Raw genomic sequence first — 17,682 nt, 5'->3', positions numbered from 1 at the left:
ATCAGTTGCCGGCGGAGGGCTGGAACACGTTGTCGACCAGCGGCGGTGCGTCCGCCTGCGGTACGTGGCACTGATTGCAGAAGTACCGGGTTCCGGCAATCTTATCCAGTTCGTTGCCATCGCGATCCAGGTAGTGGGTCATCGACAGGGTCGGTGCGTTGCGCTCGCCCGCCTTGGTCCAGTCATGACAGGACAGGCATTGGTTGGTCCGAACGTCGATCTGGTATTGTTCGACCGAATGGGGGATCAACGGTGGCTGCTGGCGATAATTGCGCTGCTGCCGCCCTTCGACGTTGCGGTGGATCTGATCCAGTGGCACCGGCTCGTCAACGCCGGCCCCGCGCAGGGATTCGACCTGTGCGGATTGCGCAAGGGCCCATCCGCTCAGCAACACTACGGGTAGAAGGGCAATTCCGCCTGTAACGATTGTTCTTTTCATCTTGGCACTCCCCTAGATAGGTCTGGCAGCGCGCGGCTCAGGCGCGGCAACTGGATCGGAAGGTTGAACGACATGGTCGTCGAACCGGTGAGTAAAGTTGAAGACGTCGACTGCGCAGACATCGATGCAGCGCCCGCAGTTTGTGCAGTCAGGTGACAGGATCAGGGGCGAGCTTCCCGGCTTGCCTTTCAGCGCGGGTGAGATCACCTGGTTTTCAGGACAGACCGCATAGCAATCCATACAGTCATCACAGGCCGTGCGATTGGCTGCACTGACCCGCAGCAGGCTTTTCGACCCGATCAGCCCGTAGAACGCGCCCACGGGGCACAGATGGCCGCACCAGCCATGGCGTGAGACGAATACGTCAAACACGAAGATGGCCGCGATCATGGCCCAGACAAAGCCCATGCCGAATACCAGCCCGCGATGCAGCATGGTGATCGGGTTGACCAGCTCCCACGCGATGACGCCACTCAGGCCCGAGACCAGCAGCACGGTTGCCAGAATCCACAGCCGGGTGCCGCGCTTGGGTTGCCAGCCTTTCGGCAGGTCCAATTTGCGATGCACCCAATTGGCCGCGTCCGTTACCGGATTTATCGGGCAAACCCAGGAACAATAGACACGCCCGCCAATCAGGGCATAGACCACCAGAACGATCAGCCCACCGATCAGCGCGGTCACCTCGGGCCAATGGCCCGCGACGAAGCTTTGCAACAAGATGAACGGATCGGTCAACGGCAACACGCCAAGCGTCAGTGACCCCGCCAAAGTGCCCTCGACAATCCAGATGCCGAACCATGGGCCCAGCAGAAACAGAACCAGAAAGAACAGCTGACTTGCACGACGCATCAGCAAAAAACGATGCGCCCCGATCCACCCTTTGCCTTCAACGGCCTCCTGACCTACGGGCATATGTGTGCGGGCACTCATTGTCCCACCCCCGGCAGATCATATTCCGGCGCAAACCCGCCGGGTGCGGCAAGATTGTCGGTTCCCGGCCCCGGCAAACGGTCGGGCAGATCGATGATCCCCTCGACGACCGGCGCACCTTTGGCGGCCTTTTCCTCCCACCCCTTACGGTAATGCTCTGCCGAGCTGCCGCGCGCCAGCCGGGCAGGCAGAACCTTGATGGCGGCCTCGGGCAGAACACAGCTTTTTTCGCACATGCCGCAACCCGTACAGTGGTCGGCATGGACGGTGGGTATGAATAACGCGTGATGACCCGACCGGGTATTGTGCGCCGTCTCCAAAGTGATCGCCTCGTCAATGACGGGGCAGACGCGGTAACAGACGTCGCAACGCAGACCGAGGAAATTCAGGCAGTTTTCCTGATCGACCAGTACGGCAGTCCCCATTTCGGCGTCGTCTATATTCTCCAGCCCGGGGTCAAGTGCCCCGGTCGGACATGCAGCGACACACGGAATGTCGTCGCACATTTCGCAGGGAACATCCCGGGCGGTGAAGAATGGTGTTCCCGTCGCCACCGCATCCGAGCCGAGCTCGGCCAGTTTCAGGGTATCGTACGGGCAGTCCCGCACGCATAGACCGCAACGGATGCAGGCTGACAGGAACTCTTTCTCCGGCAATGCGCCGGGCGGGCGCAAGGCATCGGCCGGCAGGGCGCGGGCGTCGCGGGCCAGATAGGCCAGCAACGATCCGGCGACCACGCAGCCGCCCGCCGCCCGCGCCGAGTCCTGAAGGAACCGGCGCCGCTGCGGCGAAAGGGGTTTATCGACAAGAGACATGGGAACGACCCCTACGATCCTTTCTGGTTACGCGCGCTCGACTTTACATGCGCACTTCTTGAAATCGGTCTCTTTCGACAGCGGGCAGGTCGCATCCAACGTCAACTTGTTGGTCAGCTGGCTTTCGTCGAACCAGGGCATGAAGACCAGACCGCGCGGCACCTTGTTCCGACCCCGGGTTTCGACACGGCTGGTGACCTCACCGCGACGGGTTGACAGAACAATCTCCTGGCCCCGGCGCAAGCCGCGATCCTTGGCGTCCTGCGGATGCATGTAGACCACAGCGGCGGGGTAGGCGCGGTGCAGTTCCGGCACCCGGCGTGTCATCGACCCTGAATGCCAGTGTTCCAGCACGCGACCGGTGCACAGCCACAGATCGAACTCTTCGTCCGGCTCTTCTGCCGCAGGTTCATAGGGCGCGAAGATGATCTTGGCCTTGCCATCCTTGTGGCCATAGAATTCCACGCCGGCACCCTCGGACACGTAGGGGTCGTAACCCTCGCGGAAACGATAGAGCGTTTCCTTGCCGTCCACGACCGGCCAGCGCAGACCGCGGGCCTGGTGATAGGTTTCGAAGGGTGCCAGATCGTGCGCATGGCCGCGCCCGAAGTTGGCGTATTCCTCGAACAGACCTTTCTGCACGTAAAAGCCGAAATGCTCGGATTCGTCATTGTCAAAGCCTTCGGCGGTTTCCGACAGCGGGAACTTGTCGACGCTGCCATTGGCAAACAGGACGTCATACATGGTCTTGCCGCGGTGCTCGGGCATGGTGGCCAGCAATTCTTCGCCCCAGACCTCTTCGACGGTGAAGCGCTTCGAGAACTCCATCACCTGCCACAGGTCCGATTTGGCCTCGCCCGGGGCCTTGACCTGTTGCCGCCAGAACTGGGTGCGGCGCTCGGCGTTGCCATAGGCGCCTTCCTTCTCGACCCACATGGCGGTGGGCAGGATCAGGTCGGCGGAAACCGCAGTGACCGTCGGGTAGGGGTCTGAAACAGTGATGAAGTTTTCCGGGTTGCGATAGCCCGGATAGCCTTCCTCGTTGATGTTCGGCGCAGCCTGCATGTTGTTGGTGCACTGAACCCAATAGGCGTTCAGATCGCCATCCTTCAGCTTGCGGTGTTGCAGCACGGCGTGGAAGCCGGGCTTGGCCGGAATGGTGCCCGCAGGCACATTCCAGGCGGTTTCGCAAATCTCGCGGTGCTTGTCATTCATGACCACCATGTCGGCGGGCAGGCGGTGCGCAAAGGTGCCAACCTCGCGCGCGGTACCGCAGGCCGACGGCTGACCAGTCAGCGAGAAGGGCGAGTTGCCGGGTTCCGAAATCTTGCCCACCAGCAGGTGCACGTTGTACATCAGCGAGTTCACCCAGGACCCGCGGGTATGCTGGTTGAAGCCCATGGTCCACAGGCTCATCACCTTGCGGTCGGGGTCGGCATATTGCTTGGCCAGACGCTCCAGCTTGTCAGCCGGAACACCGGACAGCTCCGAGGTGTATTCCAGCGTGTATTTCGAAACGGCCTCGGCATATTCCTCGAAGCTGATCGGCTCCAACTTGCCCGAGTTCGGGTTTTCAGCCTCTTGTTGCAGGGGGTTGTTCTCCCGCAGGCCGTAACCGATATCGGTGGCGGTTTTGGTGATGTTGACGTGGTTCTTGACGAACTCTTCGTTCACCGCACCATTCTGGATGATGTAATTGGCGATATAGTTCAGGATCGCCAGATCGGTTTGCGGTTTGAACACCATGCCATTGTCGGCCAGCTCGAACGAGCGGTGTTCGAAAGTCGACAGCACATGCACTTCGCAACCCGGTTTCGTCAGGCGGGTGTCGGTCAGGCGCGACCACAGGATCGGGTGCATCTCGGCCATGTTCGACCCCCACAGCACGAAGGTGTCGGCGTGCTCAAGGTCGTCATAGCACCCCATCGGCTCGTCAATGCCGAAGGTGCGCATGAAACCAACCACGGCCGAGGCCATGCAGTGACGCGCATTGGGATCAATGTTGTTCGACCGGAACCCGGCCTTCATCATCTTGGCGGCGGCATAGCCTTCCCAGACCGTCCACTGCCCCGAGCCGAACATGCCCACGCTGGTCGGGCCTTTCTTGGCAAGGGCCTCTTTCCATTTGGCGGCCATCACGTCGAAGGCTTCATCCCAGCTGACCGGCTCGAACTCGCCATTCTTGTCATACTGGCCGTTGGTCTTGCGCAGAAGCGGAGTGGTCAGGCGGTCTTTGCCGTACATGATCTTGGACAGGAAATAGCCCTTGATACAGTTCAGGCCCCGGTTCACCGGTGCGTCCGGGTCACCTTGCGTGGCGACCACGCGGCCGTCCTTGGTGCCCACCAGAACCGAACAGCCTGTGCCACAGAACCGGCAGGCAGCCTTGTCCCAGCGAATATCGGGTGCGCCGACCTGAGCGCTGGCCTGACCTGCGGCCATGGGAATGCCCGCAGCCGAGGCAGTGGCTGCCGCTGCGGACGCTTTCAGGAATGTACGACGGGATTCAGAGATGGTCATTGCATGGGCCTCCTGCTGGACGGTTGGCTTGGAGCATCAGGACGCGGAGCCGTCTCCGCGAGATCTTCGAAATGGTGATAAGTCAGTGACAGTGAGATCACTCCGGGGATCTGGTGCAGATCCATGATGGTGTCCGAGGCCAGCCGGTCGGCCGTATCCTCGACAACAACTACAAAACGGCCGTCCTCGGCTTCGGCATGAAGCTCGACGCCCTGGGTTCCGGCCATCGCCGCGCGTGCGGCATCGGTGTAATCGGGGGCGATGTGGACCAGGCAGCCACAGATGTTCATTGGTTCACCTCCGGGTGTTGTAGGGTGGGGCGGTGCATCACGATCGCCCCGGCGGGGCAGGCGGAGGAACAGCTTCCGCAGCCGATGCAGGTTTCTGTTTCAAGCGCCGGTTCCGCGCGTCCGCCCAGTTGCAGGCGAAAGCGGATGGCATCCTGTTCGCAATTGTCCTGACACAGACGGCAGCTTACGCCGTTCGTCGACAGACAGCTTGCGTCGTCGATCTGCGCGCGCCATGGCCATTCGGCAACGCGTTCGGGCAGCAACGCCGGTGTCGGGCAAATGTCAGCGCAGTCACCACACAAGGTGCAACCGCCTGCGGACAGGTCCAGAACGGGGAAACCGCTGTCGTCGAATGTGATGATGTCTTCAGGGCAAGCCGCGGCGCAATCTTCGCAACGCGTGCACAAATCGCCGAAACCAGTTGCGACTGCCCCCGGCGGACGGATCGCATCTGGGTCCTCCCGCAGGACACGCGCGCTCAGAAAAGCGCGTCTGCTTGTCAACTGGCTCATGGCTGGCGACTCGTATTTGGATAGATAGGTTCGCGTCTTTACTTCCTAGCTGCCTTCAGCAGCGCACGAATTGACCTATATCATACTTTTCGCGAATTTTTTTTGATCGGGCTGAGATTTCTACCTGTTCGTCATACGTTCAACTCGATACGGGCGTCGGGGAAACGTACTACGATCTCACTCGCTTTGTCGGCGGATGCCGCGCAAAGTGCAGTGGACAGCCCATCCGCGAGTGCCGCTTTCGGGGCAGAAACCGAAACGGTCCTGTCGTGGCTTGAGGGCCCATCCAGGGTAATGATGTGCCCGACTCCCGGGCTGAGCTGAGTCGCCAGCGTTGAAGATGTCGCCACTGCCCGATCGCTCAATTCAATCCGCTTCAGAACCGTTTGGTCCGGCGCCGCCAATCCAACTTTCCAGGGCGCACCGTCGCCACGCGCGCCCAGGGCGGCTATTTCCCCCATATCAACCATAACATCACGCAGACCATGGCCACGCAGCAGTGCGGCGATCCGATCAGTGATCGCGCCCTGCGCAATACCGTTCAACGTCAGCGCGGATTTTCCGGGCGCAGGCAGACGAATGGCCGAGACGTCGAAAGATACCTGTTCCCAGCCTATTACCTGTTGAACTTCAACCAGATCGTCAGCACGCGCGCCCGTAGCCAATGCATACCAAAGGGGCTGAATGCTCGGATCAAAGGCGCCATCCGATGCCTGATGCAGCGCGGTGCAGAGACTCAGCACGTTCAACAATTCAGGAGCAGGCGCCGTCAGAACACCGTCGCGATTCAACCGGCTGAGCTGCGATTGCGGGCGATACAGGCTGAAAATGTCTTCCAGCCGGGCAACCTCGGTCTCAACGGCGGCTATGATGGGTGCAGCTTCGACATCCGTCAGCCCGACCAAACGCAGGCTTGCAGCGGCACCCAGCGCGGTGCCGTGCCAACGCGCGTCAGAGGCTGCGGCCGGTGTGGCCGCAGCGCAGGCGGCTGAGATGATCAGAAATCGGCGGCGGGACAGGGCGGTCATACGGGGGTCTCCAATGACAGTTCAAGATCGACAGGGCCAAGCACTTCGGTATCCGGGATGTCCGGAAGGCCCAGTGCCGTCCCGCCGTAAATCTCAATGAATGCCTGAGCATCGGCAGGATCGGCAAATGGCACCACTTCGCGCGCACCCATGCCGCCCGCCACATTGGCGCCAACAACAAAGGTCGCGTCATCCGCGGCGATCCAGTTCGAGATACCCGGCTGCCGCCAGCTTGGCGCAATGCCCATGTCGCTGACATAGACGGCTGTGATGTCGGCATCACGCTCAGGGCTTTTGAGATATGCCACCATGTCGCGCACCTGCGCGAAGAACAGCGGTGCGGGATATCCCTTCAGATGGATCTGGCCCTTGGGGCCGCCGTGCTCGGCGATGTTCATCTGGCAGAAATAGCTCAGCGCGTCCGGGGTCAGATCCACCGGATCGGGGGCTTCGGCCAGGTCTTCCTTGCAGGCCGCCAACGCGATCAGGGCAACCAGAACGAGAGGTTTCATGGCTCGACCCTCCGGAATGCAAGCCGCGCGAGGGCAAAACCGATCACTGGCCAGATCAACAAAGATGCCGGCGCGGCCCACACAGGCAGGGCCTGCGCGGCCCCGGTCATGCCCGAAGCCATTGCGACTCCTTCGGTCGCGGCGATGTTCCACAGACGGAATGCGTCGGCCGGGTTGGCCACCATCACCCATGGAAAGACGGATTGGGTAAAGGTGCCGCCCTTGTCCATGACGACAGCCCCCAACAGGCCCAGATCATACAGGACAACAAAAACCAGCCAGAGCCCGGCCGACAGACCTGCCGCCGCCGTGGCCCCCTTAGCCAGGGCAGACAGCAGGTATCCCAGCGCCAGAAACACGGCGCCCAGAAGGATGGATGTGAGGATGAGACGGACCAACGCCATCAGGCTTTCCGGCCCGGCACCACCAAAGAAGGCCGCCACCGCGCCGGCGGTACCGAAACCGACCGTCATGGCGAAGGCCAGCGCTGCAAGGTGTGCGGTGAATTTGCCCAACAGGATTTCTCCGCGTCCCGCAGGGTAGGACAACAGCAGCGACAGGCTGCCCCGGTCCACGTCACCGGCGATGGCGTCGAACGAGATCATCAGCGCCAGAAGGGGCGCGAGGTAGACCGAAAGCGTGGTCATCGACGCAACCGAAACGGTCAGCATGTCAACGCCCAGCGTGCCGGTAGGCGCGCTGCCCGCAAAGGTCAGCGCCAATGCGAACAGCACCATGATAACCGTGGCGACCAGTAACCAGCGGTTGCGGCGCAGGATCAGCATTTCGGTACGGGTGATGGCGAGAAAGCGGGTCATTGCAATCCCTCCTGCGCGTAGTGACGATAGAGATCTTCAAGCTTGGGCGGGGTCATTTCCACATCCGCGACCGCGTCGCCCATTCCGGCGATGCGGCGCAGAGCCTCCATCTTGTCAGCGGGGGTGCAAAGCAGTTCCACCAACGCACCGTTGATCCGGTTGCCACCCAATTCAGCAGCCAAGGCATCGGCGTTGGCACTAGCGCGCACTTTCAGACGGATCGGCAGGCCTGCAAGGGCCGACAGATTGTTCAGCGTGTCATCAGCCACCATCCGGCCCTTGCGCATGATTGCGATCCGGTCGGTACGGGCCTCGACCTCGGTCAGCGCGTGGCTGGCGATCAGCACGGCGATGCCCTGCGCGGCCAACTCGTCGATGATGGCATAGAGGTCCTGGCGCGAGATCGGGTCCAATCCACTGGTAGGTTCGTCCAGCAAAGCCACTTTCGGTTGACCCAGCAGCACCTGTGCCAGACCCAGACGTTGTCGCATCCCTTTGGAATAGGTGCCGATCCGGCGATCCAGCGCATCGCTCAGACCTACGCGCTCCAGCAGGCCAGCTACATCCGCCCTGGCACCGGACAATTTCGCAAACAGGGTCAGTTGCTCGCGCCCGGTCAATGCGGGATGAAACGAGACCGCCTCGGGCAGATACGCCGTTTCCCGCCGCGCCTGGGCGCTGCCGGGGGTGGCGTCTCCGATCCGAATTGCTCCGCCTTGGATCGGCGTCAGGCCAAGGATGGATTTGATCAGGGTCGACTTGCCTGCGCCGTTATGGCCCAGCAGCGCAACGCGCTGACCGGGGGCAAGAGACAGGGTGATATCGTCAAGAACGCGGGTTTTGCCCCGGTCCTTGCTGACATGGTCAATAGTCAGGGCCTTATCCGTCATGAGGCACCTTTTTCATAGCTGGGGGTTCAGGGGGTTGCATCAATGGATTGCTGTCCATCACGCCACCGGGCAACAGTGCCGGAAAGGCGGATTGCGACCAGCGCACCAGCTGCACGGCAGGAGAGCCGAGCAGCAGTTTGGCTGCGGGTTGGGTCCACAGCACATGGTCCATACTGTCATTAGGGCGATAGGGGGCATCGGCGATGCCGTTGCCATCCACATCATAGGCGGCAAAATCGGACCAGTAGTTGCCGCGCCCGTCTTCCGACCACTCGACCCATTTGGTCGAGACGTATTTCACCTGTGTCCGGTTCCCGATGAAGGAATTGCCAACGATGCGGTTGCGTTCGCTGCCGGCGGTGAAATGGATTCCGATGCCGCAGCCCTGGAACCAGTTGTCGGTGAATTCGTTCTTGTTGGAGTTATAAAGGAAGGTGCACTTTTCCTTGGCGCCGATCACCACGTTTCCGGTGATCTCACTCTTGTTGGCGTAGTTCAGCATCACGCCATGTTCACGGTCACCGATCGAGACGTTGTCTGCGACCTTCACATTGGTCGTGAACATGACCGCATAGCCCAGATCGTTGCCGATCGAGACATTGTCGCTGACCACTGAATTGTCGGCATACATGTAGTGCACCGCGAACCGAAGGTCGCGGAACAGGTTGCCTGTAAAGGTGTTCTTCTTGGACGAGTTCACGAAGATCCCGTCGCGTCCATAGCGGATGTCATTGCCCTCGACCACCGCGCCCGGCGCATTCCAGACATAGACTCCATTGCCGCGGTCATTCATCCGCTGGTCCAACCGTCCTTCAATACGGTTGCCGCGCACGATGCTGTCCTTGGCACCGTGAATGTCGATGCCGTAAAGATTGCCCAGCAGCACATTGTCTTCGACCACCGGCGCGCGGGCCGTCTTGGTCAGTTGGATTCCGCTGTCGATCCCGTCATGACTTGAGCCCGAGCCGATCACAGTCAGACCGCGCACGGTCACGCCCGGCCCGGTCACGGTGATGACGCTGCCGGTGCCTTGCCCGTCAATGGTGGCCTGGCCCTGCCCGTCGATGGTGACGGGCCGGTCCAGAACCAGATGCTCGGCATAGACGCCGGCGCTCAGGCGGAGGGTGTCTCCATCCGCCGCCTGCGCCAGTATTTCATTGATGGCCCCCGCCCGGTTGGGCACATCCCAATCCGCCGCCCAAAGGGGCGAGCCGAGCAGGAGCGGTATGAGCAGGGACCAGCGCATGGGTCAGGCTCCTTGCGGTTCGACCAGCATCCGGCCGCGCATTTCCATGTGCAGCGCATGGCAGAACCACTGGCAATAGAACCAGTGCACGCCCGGACGGTCGGCGGTAAAGGTGACCGAGGCGGTGGCCTGTGGCGCCACTTCCATCGCGATACCGTAATTGCCCAGGCAGAAGCCGTGGGTCACGTCGTCCACGTCATCCAGGTTGGTGACGTAGATCGTGACCTCGTCGCCCTGTTTGACGGTGAACTTCTCAAGGCTGAAGGTCGGCGCCTGCGAGGTCATGTAGACCCGCACCTTGTTGCCGTCCCGGATCGGTTCTTCCGCACCTTCTTCCAGATCGATGCCATCGGCCTCGGCCTGTTTGCGGGCGTCTTCCCAGGTAACATCGTTGCGATCCCAGACGTTGACCGGGTTTACGATGTCGCTGCGAACGATGATCGAATCGTGCGGTTCGGCAAAGGTCGGGCCGTCATGCACCACTTTCATCTCATCCGACGAAATGTCGATCAGCTGTTCGTTCTCGGGTTTCAGAGGACCAACGTTCAGGAAGCGGTCTTTCGAGAACTTGTTCATCGAAATCAGCCACTTGCCATCGGCTTCCTTGGTTTCACCCATGGAGGTGGAGTTGTGACCCGGCTGATAATGCACGTCGACCTTCGAGATGATCGGGTCCACGTCCTCGCCATTGTAGGCGCGGATGGCCTTGTCGATGTTCCACTTCACGATCTGGCTGTCCAGGAACAGCGTGGTGAACGCGTTGCCCTGACCGTCATAGGCGGTGTGAAGCGGGCCAAGACCCAGCTGCGGCTCACCCACGATGCAGGACCGCGGGTCGGCATCGCTTTCGAACAGCGCGTCCAGCTTGGTGACGTCCATCACCGACACGGTCGGCGACAGCTTGCCGTTGATGCAGACGTGCTTGCCGTCGGGCGCGGTGTTGATGCCGTGCGGAGAGTTCGGGATCGGGATGTAACGGGTGTATTTCTTGTTCTGACCCTTGCGCCCGTCCAGAACCTTGACGCCTTTCAGCTCCTGATAATCGCCGGCTTCGATGCCTTTTTCGATCTCGGCAAGGTTGAAGACAACGACGTGGTCCAGCTCGTTCTCGGTCATCTCGGCCAGGTTCATGCCCATTTCCGAGTTGTACGAGGTCGAGAAGGCGTATTTGCCCTGATAGTCGCAGTCGGTGTTGTCGAGGTTGCCCGACACGATCACCTGCCACGCCACTTCCATGGTGTCGCCGTCCAGCGCGGTGAAGATGTTCACGTATTGCGACGGATCATCCAGCACGCTGCCATCGTTGACCAGCGGTGTTTCATCTTCACCATTGGCAAAGACATAGCCGGTGCGCGGGAATTTCTGCGGACGCAGACCGTGGATCGCCTTGGCGTTCGGGATCTCGGTGATCTTGTCGCATTTCATCACGTCACAGCGCACACGGGCGACGCGGGTATTGGCCTTGTCGTTCATGAACAGATAGCGACCGTCATAGGTGCCGTCGGTGAAGGACATATGCGGGTGGTGAAGGTCGCCGTTGTCATAGGTCTTCATGCCGCGCTTGGCGAGAAACTCCTTGGTTTCAGGCAGCAACCCTTCGGTCATGATCTTGAGTGACTCGTTGGTCTGACCCCAGCCCGTAGCCGAGCAGCGGTTGAACACCGGCACCCGCATCAGTTCGCGCATGGACGGGAAGCCCAGGATGCGCAGCTCGCCGGTCTGACCCGAAGACCAGAAGCCGTAATACTCGTCTAGCTCGCCGGGTTCGAGATTGGCATTGGCCGCGGCGCTCGCCTGTTTCGCGGTCATCAGGGTCGAGCCCAGACCGGTCCCGGCCAGCACGGCGCCGGTTGCAGTTGCACCCAGCATCCCGCGGCGTGTGACGGTTAGCTTGTTGTCATGTTCCGACATGTTCGTTCCTCCTTTTAGGAAACGGATTGCGGTTTGGCGTTCGGATGGTTCGCCGGTGGTTGTCCGAGTGGGGTCTTCATCTGGACCGACCCTGTCTTGGCCCGCCGTTTCAGTTGGCGGATAACGACGGGACATTTGTCCTCGGACTGGTAGAGCACCTGACAATGCAGGCAGGTGACGCACTCGTTCGGATTGATCTCACCGGTGGGGTGGATCGCCTGAACGGGGCATTCGTTGGCGCAGGTCTGACAGGGGGAGCCGCAATCCTTGTAGCGGCGCAGCCAGTCGAACATGCGGATACGGGCAGGGATCGCCAGTGCTCCACCCAGCGGGCAGAGATAGCGGCAGTAGAACCGTTCGATGAACAGCCCGATTCCCAGCAGGGCCAGCGCAAAGACCACAAAGGGCCAGTCGCGCATGAATTTCAGAATGATCGCCGTTTTGAACGGCTCGACCTCGGCGTATTTCTCGGCCAACGGGATCGAGACAAAGCTGAGGCCGAAGAGACCGAGGAAGATCATGTATTTTGCAGGCCACAGGCGCTCGTTCAGTCCCCAGGGCAGCGTCCATTGCGGTACTTTCAGCGCGCGGGCGATCTTGTTGGTCAACTCCTGCAACGCGCCAAACGGGCACAACCAGCCGCAATAGGCGCCTCGCCCCCAGAACAGCAGCGCGGCAGCGACAGCGAACCACTGGATAAAGACCAGCGGGTCCAGCAGGAATGCATCCCACGAGAACCCTGTGCGCAAGCTGCCCGCCAGCGCCATCAGGTTCACCACGCTCAGCTGCGCGTTGGCGTACCAGCCGATGAAGAACAGGGTCATGGTCAGATAGCCGATGCGGAACCAGTAGAAGACCCGCGCATTCATCGTCGCGTGGAATTGGAAGAAGAACGTCGCGGTCAGGACCAGCAGCATGACGCCGAGAATGGCGATTTCGACGGTGCGATCCTTCCAGATGCGTTGCCACAGGGCGGCCTTGGCGGCGGCTTCGCCGGTTGCATCCTCGACAACTGTTGGGGCTGCAACGGGCAGCAGGTAATGGTCGGGCAGTTTGTAGCCCAGATCGAATGTCAGAAAGGTTTTCTCAACGGCACCCACGGCACGCTGTACCAGCAGTTGCAGGCGGAACGGCTCGGTCGGGTCAAACTCGGCATCGGCGGGAATCTTGAAGATGTCCAACTCGGTGAAACTGGGCGCATCCGGGGCTGCAACCTTGCCAAGGCGTACTTGCTGTTTGTCGAAGAACCGGACCGAGTTGTCGCCCTGGATCAACTGGATCCGATCGAAAATCCCGCCGCGCACATAGCCTGATCCCTTGAAGCTGTAGGATCCGCGACCCAGCACCAGAATGGCCTGTTCGCCCTCGTCCAACCAGTTCACAAGGTTCCGGTATTCGGCGTCGCCCAGCAGTGACTTGCCGATCGACGGAACCGAGACAAGCGCCATATGCATGTCGATGAAGGTGTCATCCGGTTCGCCCGGCTCGGGGCGCTTGATCGCGCGCTGGTCGCCGGTGGCCTCGAAGGCGGCGTTGACTTGCCCGACATCCAGCGTCAACCGTCGGATCGAGCCGTCACCTGACAGGGTCGACCAGTCATAGACCGCATTCTGCGCCATATCAACTTCGCGCTTTGGCCCGTCGGCCTGCAACGGCGACAAGCCGCCCAGACCCAATGCACGCGCCACTTTGATGCCGCCACGCACAAGGCTGTCGTCGATCACCATGATCGTGACGGTCGCGCCCGAGATGATGTCGAGGTCGTGCCCCTCACCCCCGGTTTCAGCTTCAACCTTCAGGTCAAGGCCGGCATAGCCTTCGGTCAATTCAACCATGCGGGAATTGGGGATGCCGATCAGCACGATGGGTTCCGAGTGCTTGACCAGTTGCACTCCGGTCAACACGGCATCGTTATCGATGGCGGCAACGACATGGATCGGCTTGCCGGAATAACCGGTCGTACCAACAAAGTCCGAGGTCAGGAATGCCCAGGCAACGGTCTCGCCGCCCTTCAGGACGGGGGCGACCTTGACGTCATCGCGTACCGGGCCAAAGGCATCGGCACCGGGGGCCAGATCGGCAGGTTCGATGTCGGGCAGGAAGCTGGCCAGGCTGTCGGCATGGGCGCTGATCGCCATCAGGCAGGACAGGGTAAAAGCCAGTAGGAAATGGATTGCGCGACTTACGACCACGGCGCACCTCCGTTTACTTGAGTGAACGCCACGGACGCGCGCAGGGCGCGTTCAGATTTTTCTTGGGTCGCAACCGGGGGCCCTCGGGTTTCGGGCCACAGTCGCCTTGAGTTGTACAAAATGCACAGATCCCCGATTGCAGCGGGTACAATCTGTACATTTCCGGATTGCGTCAGCAGCGGCAGGTCTGGCAGCGGGGCTGCCACTGTCACCGCGCACAGCGCGCAATCGGCGCATTTCGGGCAAGGTGCGGTCGGGTCATCAGTGCCTTCCTCAAGGTCCACTTCAACCCAGACCGCCCCTGCCTCCGAGCAGATCTCGATCCACATGCTTCCCCCGGGACTCGCCAGCACCGGGCCAAGCATCTGCAAAAGCAACAGGAAAATACCCACCAAACCGCACACCGCGCGGGACACGCGATCAAACAGGCTATGCGGGGGGCGGACGGTGGGCATTGAGAATCCAGCTCGGCGTTCTTTTCTGAACCGTAGGGGATTCTTCCAGGCGAAGACTTGACTTAGGTCAGGTGCCTGAAAATTTGAATCTACCCGTCGGCCTCGTCCATCAATCCGCGCAGCCACCGACCGGCCAGCCATGCCGCAGGAATGCCCAGCGGAATCGACCAGAGGAGAGCCGGCACCGGTTCGATTGCACCGAACCCGACGCTGTGCAGGATAAGCCCGAGCAAAAACAGGTTGATGGCCACGGTCAACGCCGTGGCCGGATACAGCAGAATGGCCAGTTTCCAAACCGGCCATTTTCCCTCAGTGGCTGGTTCCTTCCGAGAAGGTGATCTTGTTCCAGACATTGTATTTCCCCGAAGGTTTGCGCATCGGCAGGCGGCGGATTTCTTCCAACGTCTGCGCGTCATAAACGATCACCGAGCCGTCATCTTCCCAGATCGAAACCAGCGCGTGGCTGCCATCCCTGGTGAACTCGACATGGGCCACGGTTTTTCCGGGAGCGGGGCGCAGGGTCTTTACGATTTCAAGGCTTTGCTTGTCGATGACATGCATTGCGTCCTTGTTTGGGCCAAAGAAAACATCGGCCCAGACATAAGGCGAGTTCTCATGGCTGCGCATGAAGAACCCGGGGCCCTCGGTCTTGATCCGTTTGACGGTTTCCCAGCTTTCCATGTCGATCACCGACACGGCGCCGTCTGTCAGGTGCGGCGTGGCCATCACGGTCGTATCGCCGTGTTTCCATGTGATGCCCGAGCCCAGATGCGGCATTCCGGGCAAATCCAGATCGGCCACCTTGTGCCCGATCACCAGATCAATCACTTGTCCGCCCTTGCCATCGCGGGACGCTCCCATGACATATTCATAACTCTGGTCGAAAAAGAAATCGTCCAGATAGTCAGGCGTGGTGATCTTGCGCACCGGGAAGGGGTCGGGGTTCTTGAACTGACCTTCGATGCGGAAATCATGACCAAGCCCGGATTGCGGGGGATTTGCGCCGTAGAACACTTCCCAAATCTCGGGCACATCCTTCAGCGCCAGAACAAAGCTTTCTCGCGGAGGGGCCTGATAGACAGCCGAAACGCGGCTGGGCACGCCCTTCTTGCTTTTGACCTCGATGACCTTTGCGACTGAAAGGTCTTCGGTGGACAACACCGTCAGGCTGTTGGGCAGATAGTTGGCTACAGCCACCCATTTGCCATCGCCGGACATGGCGATGTTACGGCTGTTCAGGCCGGCACGCACACGGCCCACCTGCTTCAGGGCCCAAATGTCGTACTTCTGGACCCATCCGTCGCGGGACATGATGAAGACATACCGCCCATCCGGGCTGAATTTTGGACCGCCATGCACGGCGAAGGGGGTTTCGAACCGGTCCAGAACCTCGAACGTGTCGCCATCCAGAACGCTGACATGGTGATCTCCGGTTTCCACCACCAGCGTGATGTTCATCGGGTCGCTGTCCCAGACGGGCGCATCCACCGGCACATATTCCTCGTCCAGCGTCCGGCTGGCCAATATCTCGGCCTCGCCCCATTCGGGGTCGGATTCCAAAGGCGATTTCAACCAACCGGCCAGCTCTTCGATTCGCAGGGCATCCAGCTCGTGCGAGAAGGCCGGCATTTGTGTCGCCGCGCGCCCTTCCGCGATTACCGCGGCAACCCGGGGACCCCGCATGCGTTTGAGCGTTTCAGGGATCAACGCGGGGCCAACACCGCCCAGACGGTTCTCGCCATGACAGGATGCACAATGCTCCGCATAGTCCGAAGGCGCGTCGGCCCAGGCGACACCCGCGCCAAGGATCGAGCATAATGCCCCAATCTTCATCTTTTCGAAAATACTCCCGCCGGAGGTTCCCGCACGCTTCACAGGCGCAGCGGTTGAAAGCCTCGCACTTACGGTGTCAAAAGAACTGATGCGCCGGATCATGGCTTTTCCCCCGAAACGGTGTGACCTGAAGGCGTTCCCCTGCTTCATCCACACCGATTTCCTGGTTGGACAGGTAACAGGCCGGATCCTCGGCCCATGGATCACCGGTCAATTGCAAGGCGCGGATGCGGGTATTGCCGCCGCACACGTCCTTGAGTTCGCAGGCTCCGCAGCGCCCCTTCAGCGGGCGTGGGCGGGTGCGGAGCATGGCAAGCATCGGATCATCGCTGGTCCAGAGTTCGGAAAACGATTTGGTCTTTACGTTGCCCACCGTGTAATCGGACCAGTAAGTGTCTGGATGGACCCGGCCAAGGTTGTCGATATTGGCGACGCCCAAACCACTTGAGTTCCCGCCCCACGCGGCCAGGTGCGCGCGCACATGTGCCGCTTTTTCGGCGTCGAAATGCGTGCGAATCCAGTTCAGGAAATACCCGGCATCAGCGTCATTGTTCCCCGTCACGATATCCAGCGGACGACCGCCCGATGCGGCTTCCCAGGCGCGTTCCAGCAACAGATCCAGGCCTTTGCGCGTGCGCTGATGCGCGGCATCTTCGCCCCGGTTCTTGTCGCCGCGCCCCGCATAGACAAGATGCGACAGGTAGAACTTGTCGACACCTTCATCATCACAAAGGCTCAGCAAGTCAGGCAAGTGATGTTGCGTGCCTTCGGTCAGGCAGAACCGCAGACCAACCTTGATGCCGCGCTTTTTGCATTCTCGCACGCCGCGCAGGGCGTCTGCAAAAGCCCCTTCGACGCCACGGAACCAGTCATTCGTCGCTCCGATCCCGTCCAGCGAGATGCCGACGTAGTTGAAGCCCACATCCGCAATCATATCGGCGGTTTCGTCGTAAACCCGGGTCCCGTTGGTCGACAAGGCCAGCATTGGTACCAGATCACGGGCCCGTTTTGCGATGTCGAAGAAATCGAACCGGTCCAGCGGTTCCCCACCCGAGAGGATCAGGGCCGGGACGCGAAATTGGCCCAGATCCTCAAGGGTTACCATGGCTTGCTCATGGCTGAGCTCACCCGGGAACGCGACATCCGCCGAGACGGTGTAGCAATGGCGGCACTTCAGGTTACAGCGCCGCGTCAAATTCCAGATCACAACCGGCTTTACCGGGCCGGGGCGACGCTTGCGCACCGGAGTCGGTTTGACCAGTTGATGCATGTATTCGGTCAGGCGGAACAT

Annotated in this window: 17 protein-coding genes; all 17 read right to left on the bottom strand. The window is 60.7% G+C overall.

Annotated elements, in window-relative coordinates; translation table 11 throughout:
* Position 1: 1 nt before the first annotated feature.
* The 17 genes from AC2FF8_RS11800 to nirJ all read right to left on the bottom strand — a co-directional run bounded on the left by AC2FF8_RS11800 (position 2) and on the right by nirJ (position 17,682).
* Positions 2-439 carry a nitrate reductase cytochrome c-type subunit gene (locus AC2FF8_RS11800; RefSeq protein WP_170345499.1) on the bottom strand — a complete coding sequence of 146 codons (438 nt, stop codon included), beginning with the start codon at positions 437-439 and terminating at the stop codon, positions 2-4.
* 12 nt (positions 440-451) lie between these two features.
* Complete coding sequence (gene napH, locus AC2FF8_RS11795; protein ID WP_257601353.1) at positions 452-1,369, bottom strand: quinol dehydrogenase ferredoxin subunit NapH; 918 nt, start codon at positions 1,367-1,369, stop codon at positions 452-454.
* Positions 1,366-2,184, bottom strand: coding sequence for a ferredoxin-type protein NapG (gene napG, locus AC2FF8_RS11790; protein WP_257601354.1), 819 nt, complete (start codon positions 2,182-2,184; stop codon positions 1,366-1,368). Before napG ends, napH begins: the two co-directional genes overlap by 4 nt.
* 27 nt (positions 2,185-2,211) lie before the next feature.
* On the bottom strand, positions 2,212-4,704 hold the full coding sequence (gene napA, locus AC2FF8_RS11785; protein WP_425079529.1) for a nitrate reductase catalytic subunit NapA: 2,493 nt from the start codon (positions 4,702-4,704) through the stop codon (positions 2,212-2,214).
* Positions 4,701-4,994 carry a chaperone NapD gene (locus tag AC2FF8_RS11780; protein ID WP_170345495.1) on the bottom strand — a complete coding sequence of 98 codons (294 nt, stop codon included), beginning with the start codon at positions 4,992-4,994 and terminating at the stop codon, positions 4,701-4,703. The genes napA and AC2FF8_RS11780 overlap by 4 nt, the downstream gene beginning before the upstream one ends.
* Complete coding sequence (gene napF, locus AC2FF8_RS11775; RefSeq protein WP_480684806.1) at positions 4,991-5,506, bottom strand: ferredoxin-type protein NapF; 516 nt, start codon at positions 5,504-5,506, stop codon at positions 4,991-4,993. Before napF ends, AC2FF8_RS11780 begins: the two co-directional genes overlap by 4 nt.
* A gap of 131 nt (positions 5,507-5,637) precedes the next feature.
* Positions 5,638-6,534: an FAD:protein FMN transferase gene (locus AC2FF8_RS11770; RefSeq protein WP_496879775.1), complete on the bottom strand. Its 897-nt coding sequence runs from the start codon at positions 6,532-6,534 to the stop codon at positions 5,638-5,640.
* Positions 6,531-7,046 (bottom strand): nitrous oxide reductase accessory protein NosL, encoded by a 516-nt coding sequence (locus AC2FF8_RS11765; RefSeq protein WP_170345492.1) that lies wholly within the window; start codon positions 7,044-7,046, stop codon positions 6,531-6,533. The genes AC2FF8_RS11770 and AC2FF8_RS11765 overlap by 4 nt, the downstream gene beginning before the upstream one ends.
* Positions 7,043-7,864 (bottom strand): ABC transporter permease, encoded by an 822-nt coding sequence (locus AC2FF8_RS11760; protein ID WP_170345491.1) that lies wholly within the window; start codon positions 7,862-7,864, stop codon positions 7,043-7,045. Before AC2FF8_RS11760 ends, AC2FF8_RS11765 begins: the two co-directional genes overlap by 4 nt.
* The gene (locus tag AC2FF8_RS11755; protein ID WP_170345490.1) at positions 7,861-8,754 is read right to left on the bottom strand and encodes an ABC transporter ATP-binding protein; all 894 of its coding nucleotides are present in this window, start codon (positions 8,752-8,754) and stop codon (positions 7,861-7,863) included. Before AC2FF8_RS11755 ends, AC2FF8_RS11760 begins: the two co-directional genes overlap by 4 nt.
* Positions 8,744-10,000 (bottom strand): nitrous oxide reductase family maturation protein NosD, encoded by a 1,257-nt coding sequence (locus tag AC2FF8_RS11750; RefSeq protein ID WP_496879774.1) that lies wholly within the window; start codon positions 9,998-10,000, stop codon positions 8,744-8,746. The genes AC2FF8_RS11755 and AC2FF8_RS11750 overlap by 11 nt, the downstream gene beginning before the upstream one ends.
* A 3-nt stretch (positions 10,001-10,003) precedes the next feature.
* Positions 10,004-11,911, bottom strand: coding sequence for a TAT-dependent nitrous-oxide reductase (nosZ, locus tag AC2FF8_RS11745; RefSeq protein WP_496879773.1), 1,908 nt, complete (start codon positions 11,909-11,911; stop codon positions 10,004-10,006).
* A 14-nt stretch (positions 11,912-11,925) separates the two neighbouring features.
* On the bottom strand, positions 11,926-14,049 hold the full coding sequence (locus tag AC2FF8_RS11740; protein ID WP_174818423.1) for a NosR/NirI family protein: 2,124 nt from the start codon (positions 14,047-14,049) through the stop codon (positions 11,926-11,928).
* Between the two features lie 44 nt (positions 14,050-14,093).
* The gene (locus AC2FF8_RS11735) at positions 14,094-14,558 is read right to left on the bottom strand and encodes a DUF2946 family protein (protein ID WP_496879772.1); all 465 of its coding nucleotides are present in this window, start codon (positions 14,556-14,558) and stop codon (positions 14,094-14,096) included.
* Between the two features lie 89 nt (positions 14,559-14,647).
* Positions 14,648-14,911 (bottom strand): hypothetical protein, encoded by a 264-nt coding sequence (locus AC2FF8_RS11730; RefSeq protein WP_170345486.1) that lies wholly within the window; start codon positions 14,909-14,911, stop codon positions 14,648-14,650.
* The gene (locus AC2FF8_RS11725; RefSeq protein ID WP_496879771.1) at positions 14,868-16,391 is read right to left on the bottom strand and encodes a cytochrome D1 domain-containing protein; all 1,524 of its coding nucleotides are present in this window, start codon (positions 16,389-16,391) and stop codon (positions 14,868-14,870) included. Before AC2FF8_RS11725 ends, AC2FF8_RS11730 begins: the two co-directional genes overlap by 44 nt.
* A gap of 76 nt (positions 16,392-16,467) precedes the next feature.
* On the bottom strand, positions 16,468-17,682 hold the full coding sequence (nirJ, locus tag AC2FF8_RS11720; protein ID WP_496879770.1) for a heme d1 biosynthesis radical SAM protein NirJ: 1,215 nt from the start codon (positions 17,680-17,682) through the stop codon (positions 16,468-16,470).

The sequence above is a fragment of the Ruegeria sp. YTSA144 genome, assembly GCF_059610125.1.
Note: the sequence above shows the minus strand (reverse complement) of the source record. Positions and strands in the feature narration are given on the sequence as shown.

Coding starts and splice junctions, on each gene's coding strand:
- AC2FF8_RS11800 (WP_170345499.1), bottom strand. CDS start 439: ATGAAAAGAACAATCGTTACAGGCGGAATTGCCCTTCTACCCGTAGTG.
- napH (WP_257601353.1), bottom strand. CDS start 1,369: ATGAGTGCCCGCACACATATGCCCGTAGGTCAGGAGGCCGTTGAAGGC.
- napG (WP_257601354.1), bottom strand. CDS start 2,184: ATGTCTCTTGTCGATAAACCCCTTTCGCCGCAGCGGCGCCGGTTCCTT.
- napA (WP_425079529.1), bottom strand. CDS start 4,704: ATGACCATCTCTGAATCCCGTCGTACATTCCTGAAAGCGTCCGCAGCG.
- AC2FF8_RS11780 (WP_170345495.1), bottom strand. CDS start 4,994: ATGAACATCTGTGGCTGCCTGGTCCACATCGCCCCCGATTACACCGAT.
- napF (WP_480684806.1), bottom strand. CDS start 5,506: ATGAGCCAGTTGACAAGCAGACGCGCTTTTCTGAGCGCGCGTGTCCTG.
- AC2FF8_RS11770 (WP_496879775.1), bottom strand. CDS start 6,534: ATGACCGCCCTGTCCCGCCGCCGATTTCTGATCATCTCAGCCGCCTGC.
- AC2FF8_RS11765 (WP_170345492.1), bottom strand. CDS start 7,046: ATGAAACCTCTCGTTCTGGTTGCCCTGATCGCGTTGGCGGCCTGCAAG.
- AC2FF8_RS11760 (WP_170345491.1), bottom strand. CDS start 7,864: ATGACCCGCTTTCTCGCCATCACCCGTACCGAAATGCTGATCCTGCGC.
- AC2FF8_RS11755 (WP_170345490.1), bottom strand. CDS start 8,754: ATGACGGATAAGGCCCTGACTATTGACCATGTCAGCAAGGACCGGGGC.
- AC2FF8_RS11750 (WP_496879774.1), bottom strand. CDS start 10,000: ATGCGCTGGTCCCTGCTCATACCGCTCCTGCTCGGCTCGCCCCTTTGG.
- nosZ (WP_496879773.1), bottom strand. CDS start 11,911: ATGTCGGAACATGACAACAAGCTAACCGTCACACGCCGCGGGATGCTG.
- AC2FF8_RS11740 (WP_174818423.1), bottom strand. CDS start 14,049: ATGGCGATCAGCGCCCATGCCGACAGCCTGGCCAGCTTCCTGCCCGAC.
- AC2FF8_RS11735 (WP_496879772.1), bottom strand. CDS start 14,558: ATGCCCACCGTCCGCCCCCCGCATAGCCTGTTTGATCGCGTGTCCCGC.
- AC2FF8_RS11730 (WP_170345486.1), bottom strand. CDS start 14,911: ATGTCTGGAACAAGATCACCTTCTCGGAAGGAACCAGCCACTGAGGGA.
- AC2FF8_RS11725 (WP_496879771.1), bottom strand. CDS start 16,391: ATGAAGATTGGGGCATTATGCTCGATCCTTGGCGCGGGTGTCGCCTGG.
- nirJ (WP_496879770.1), bottom strand. CDS start 17,682: ATGTTCCGCCTGACCGAATACATGCATCAACTGGTCAAACCGACTCCG.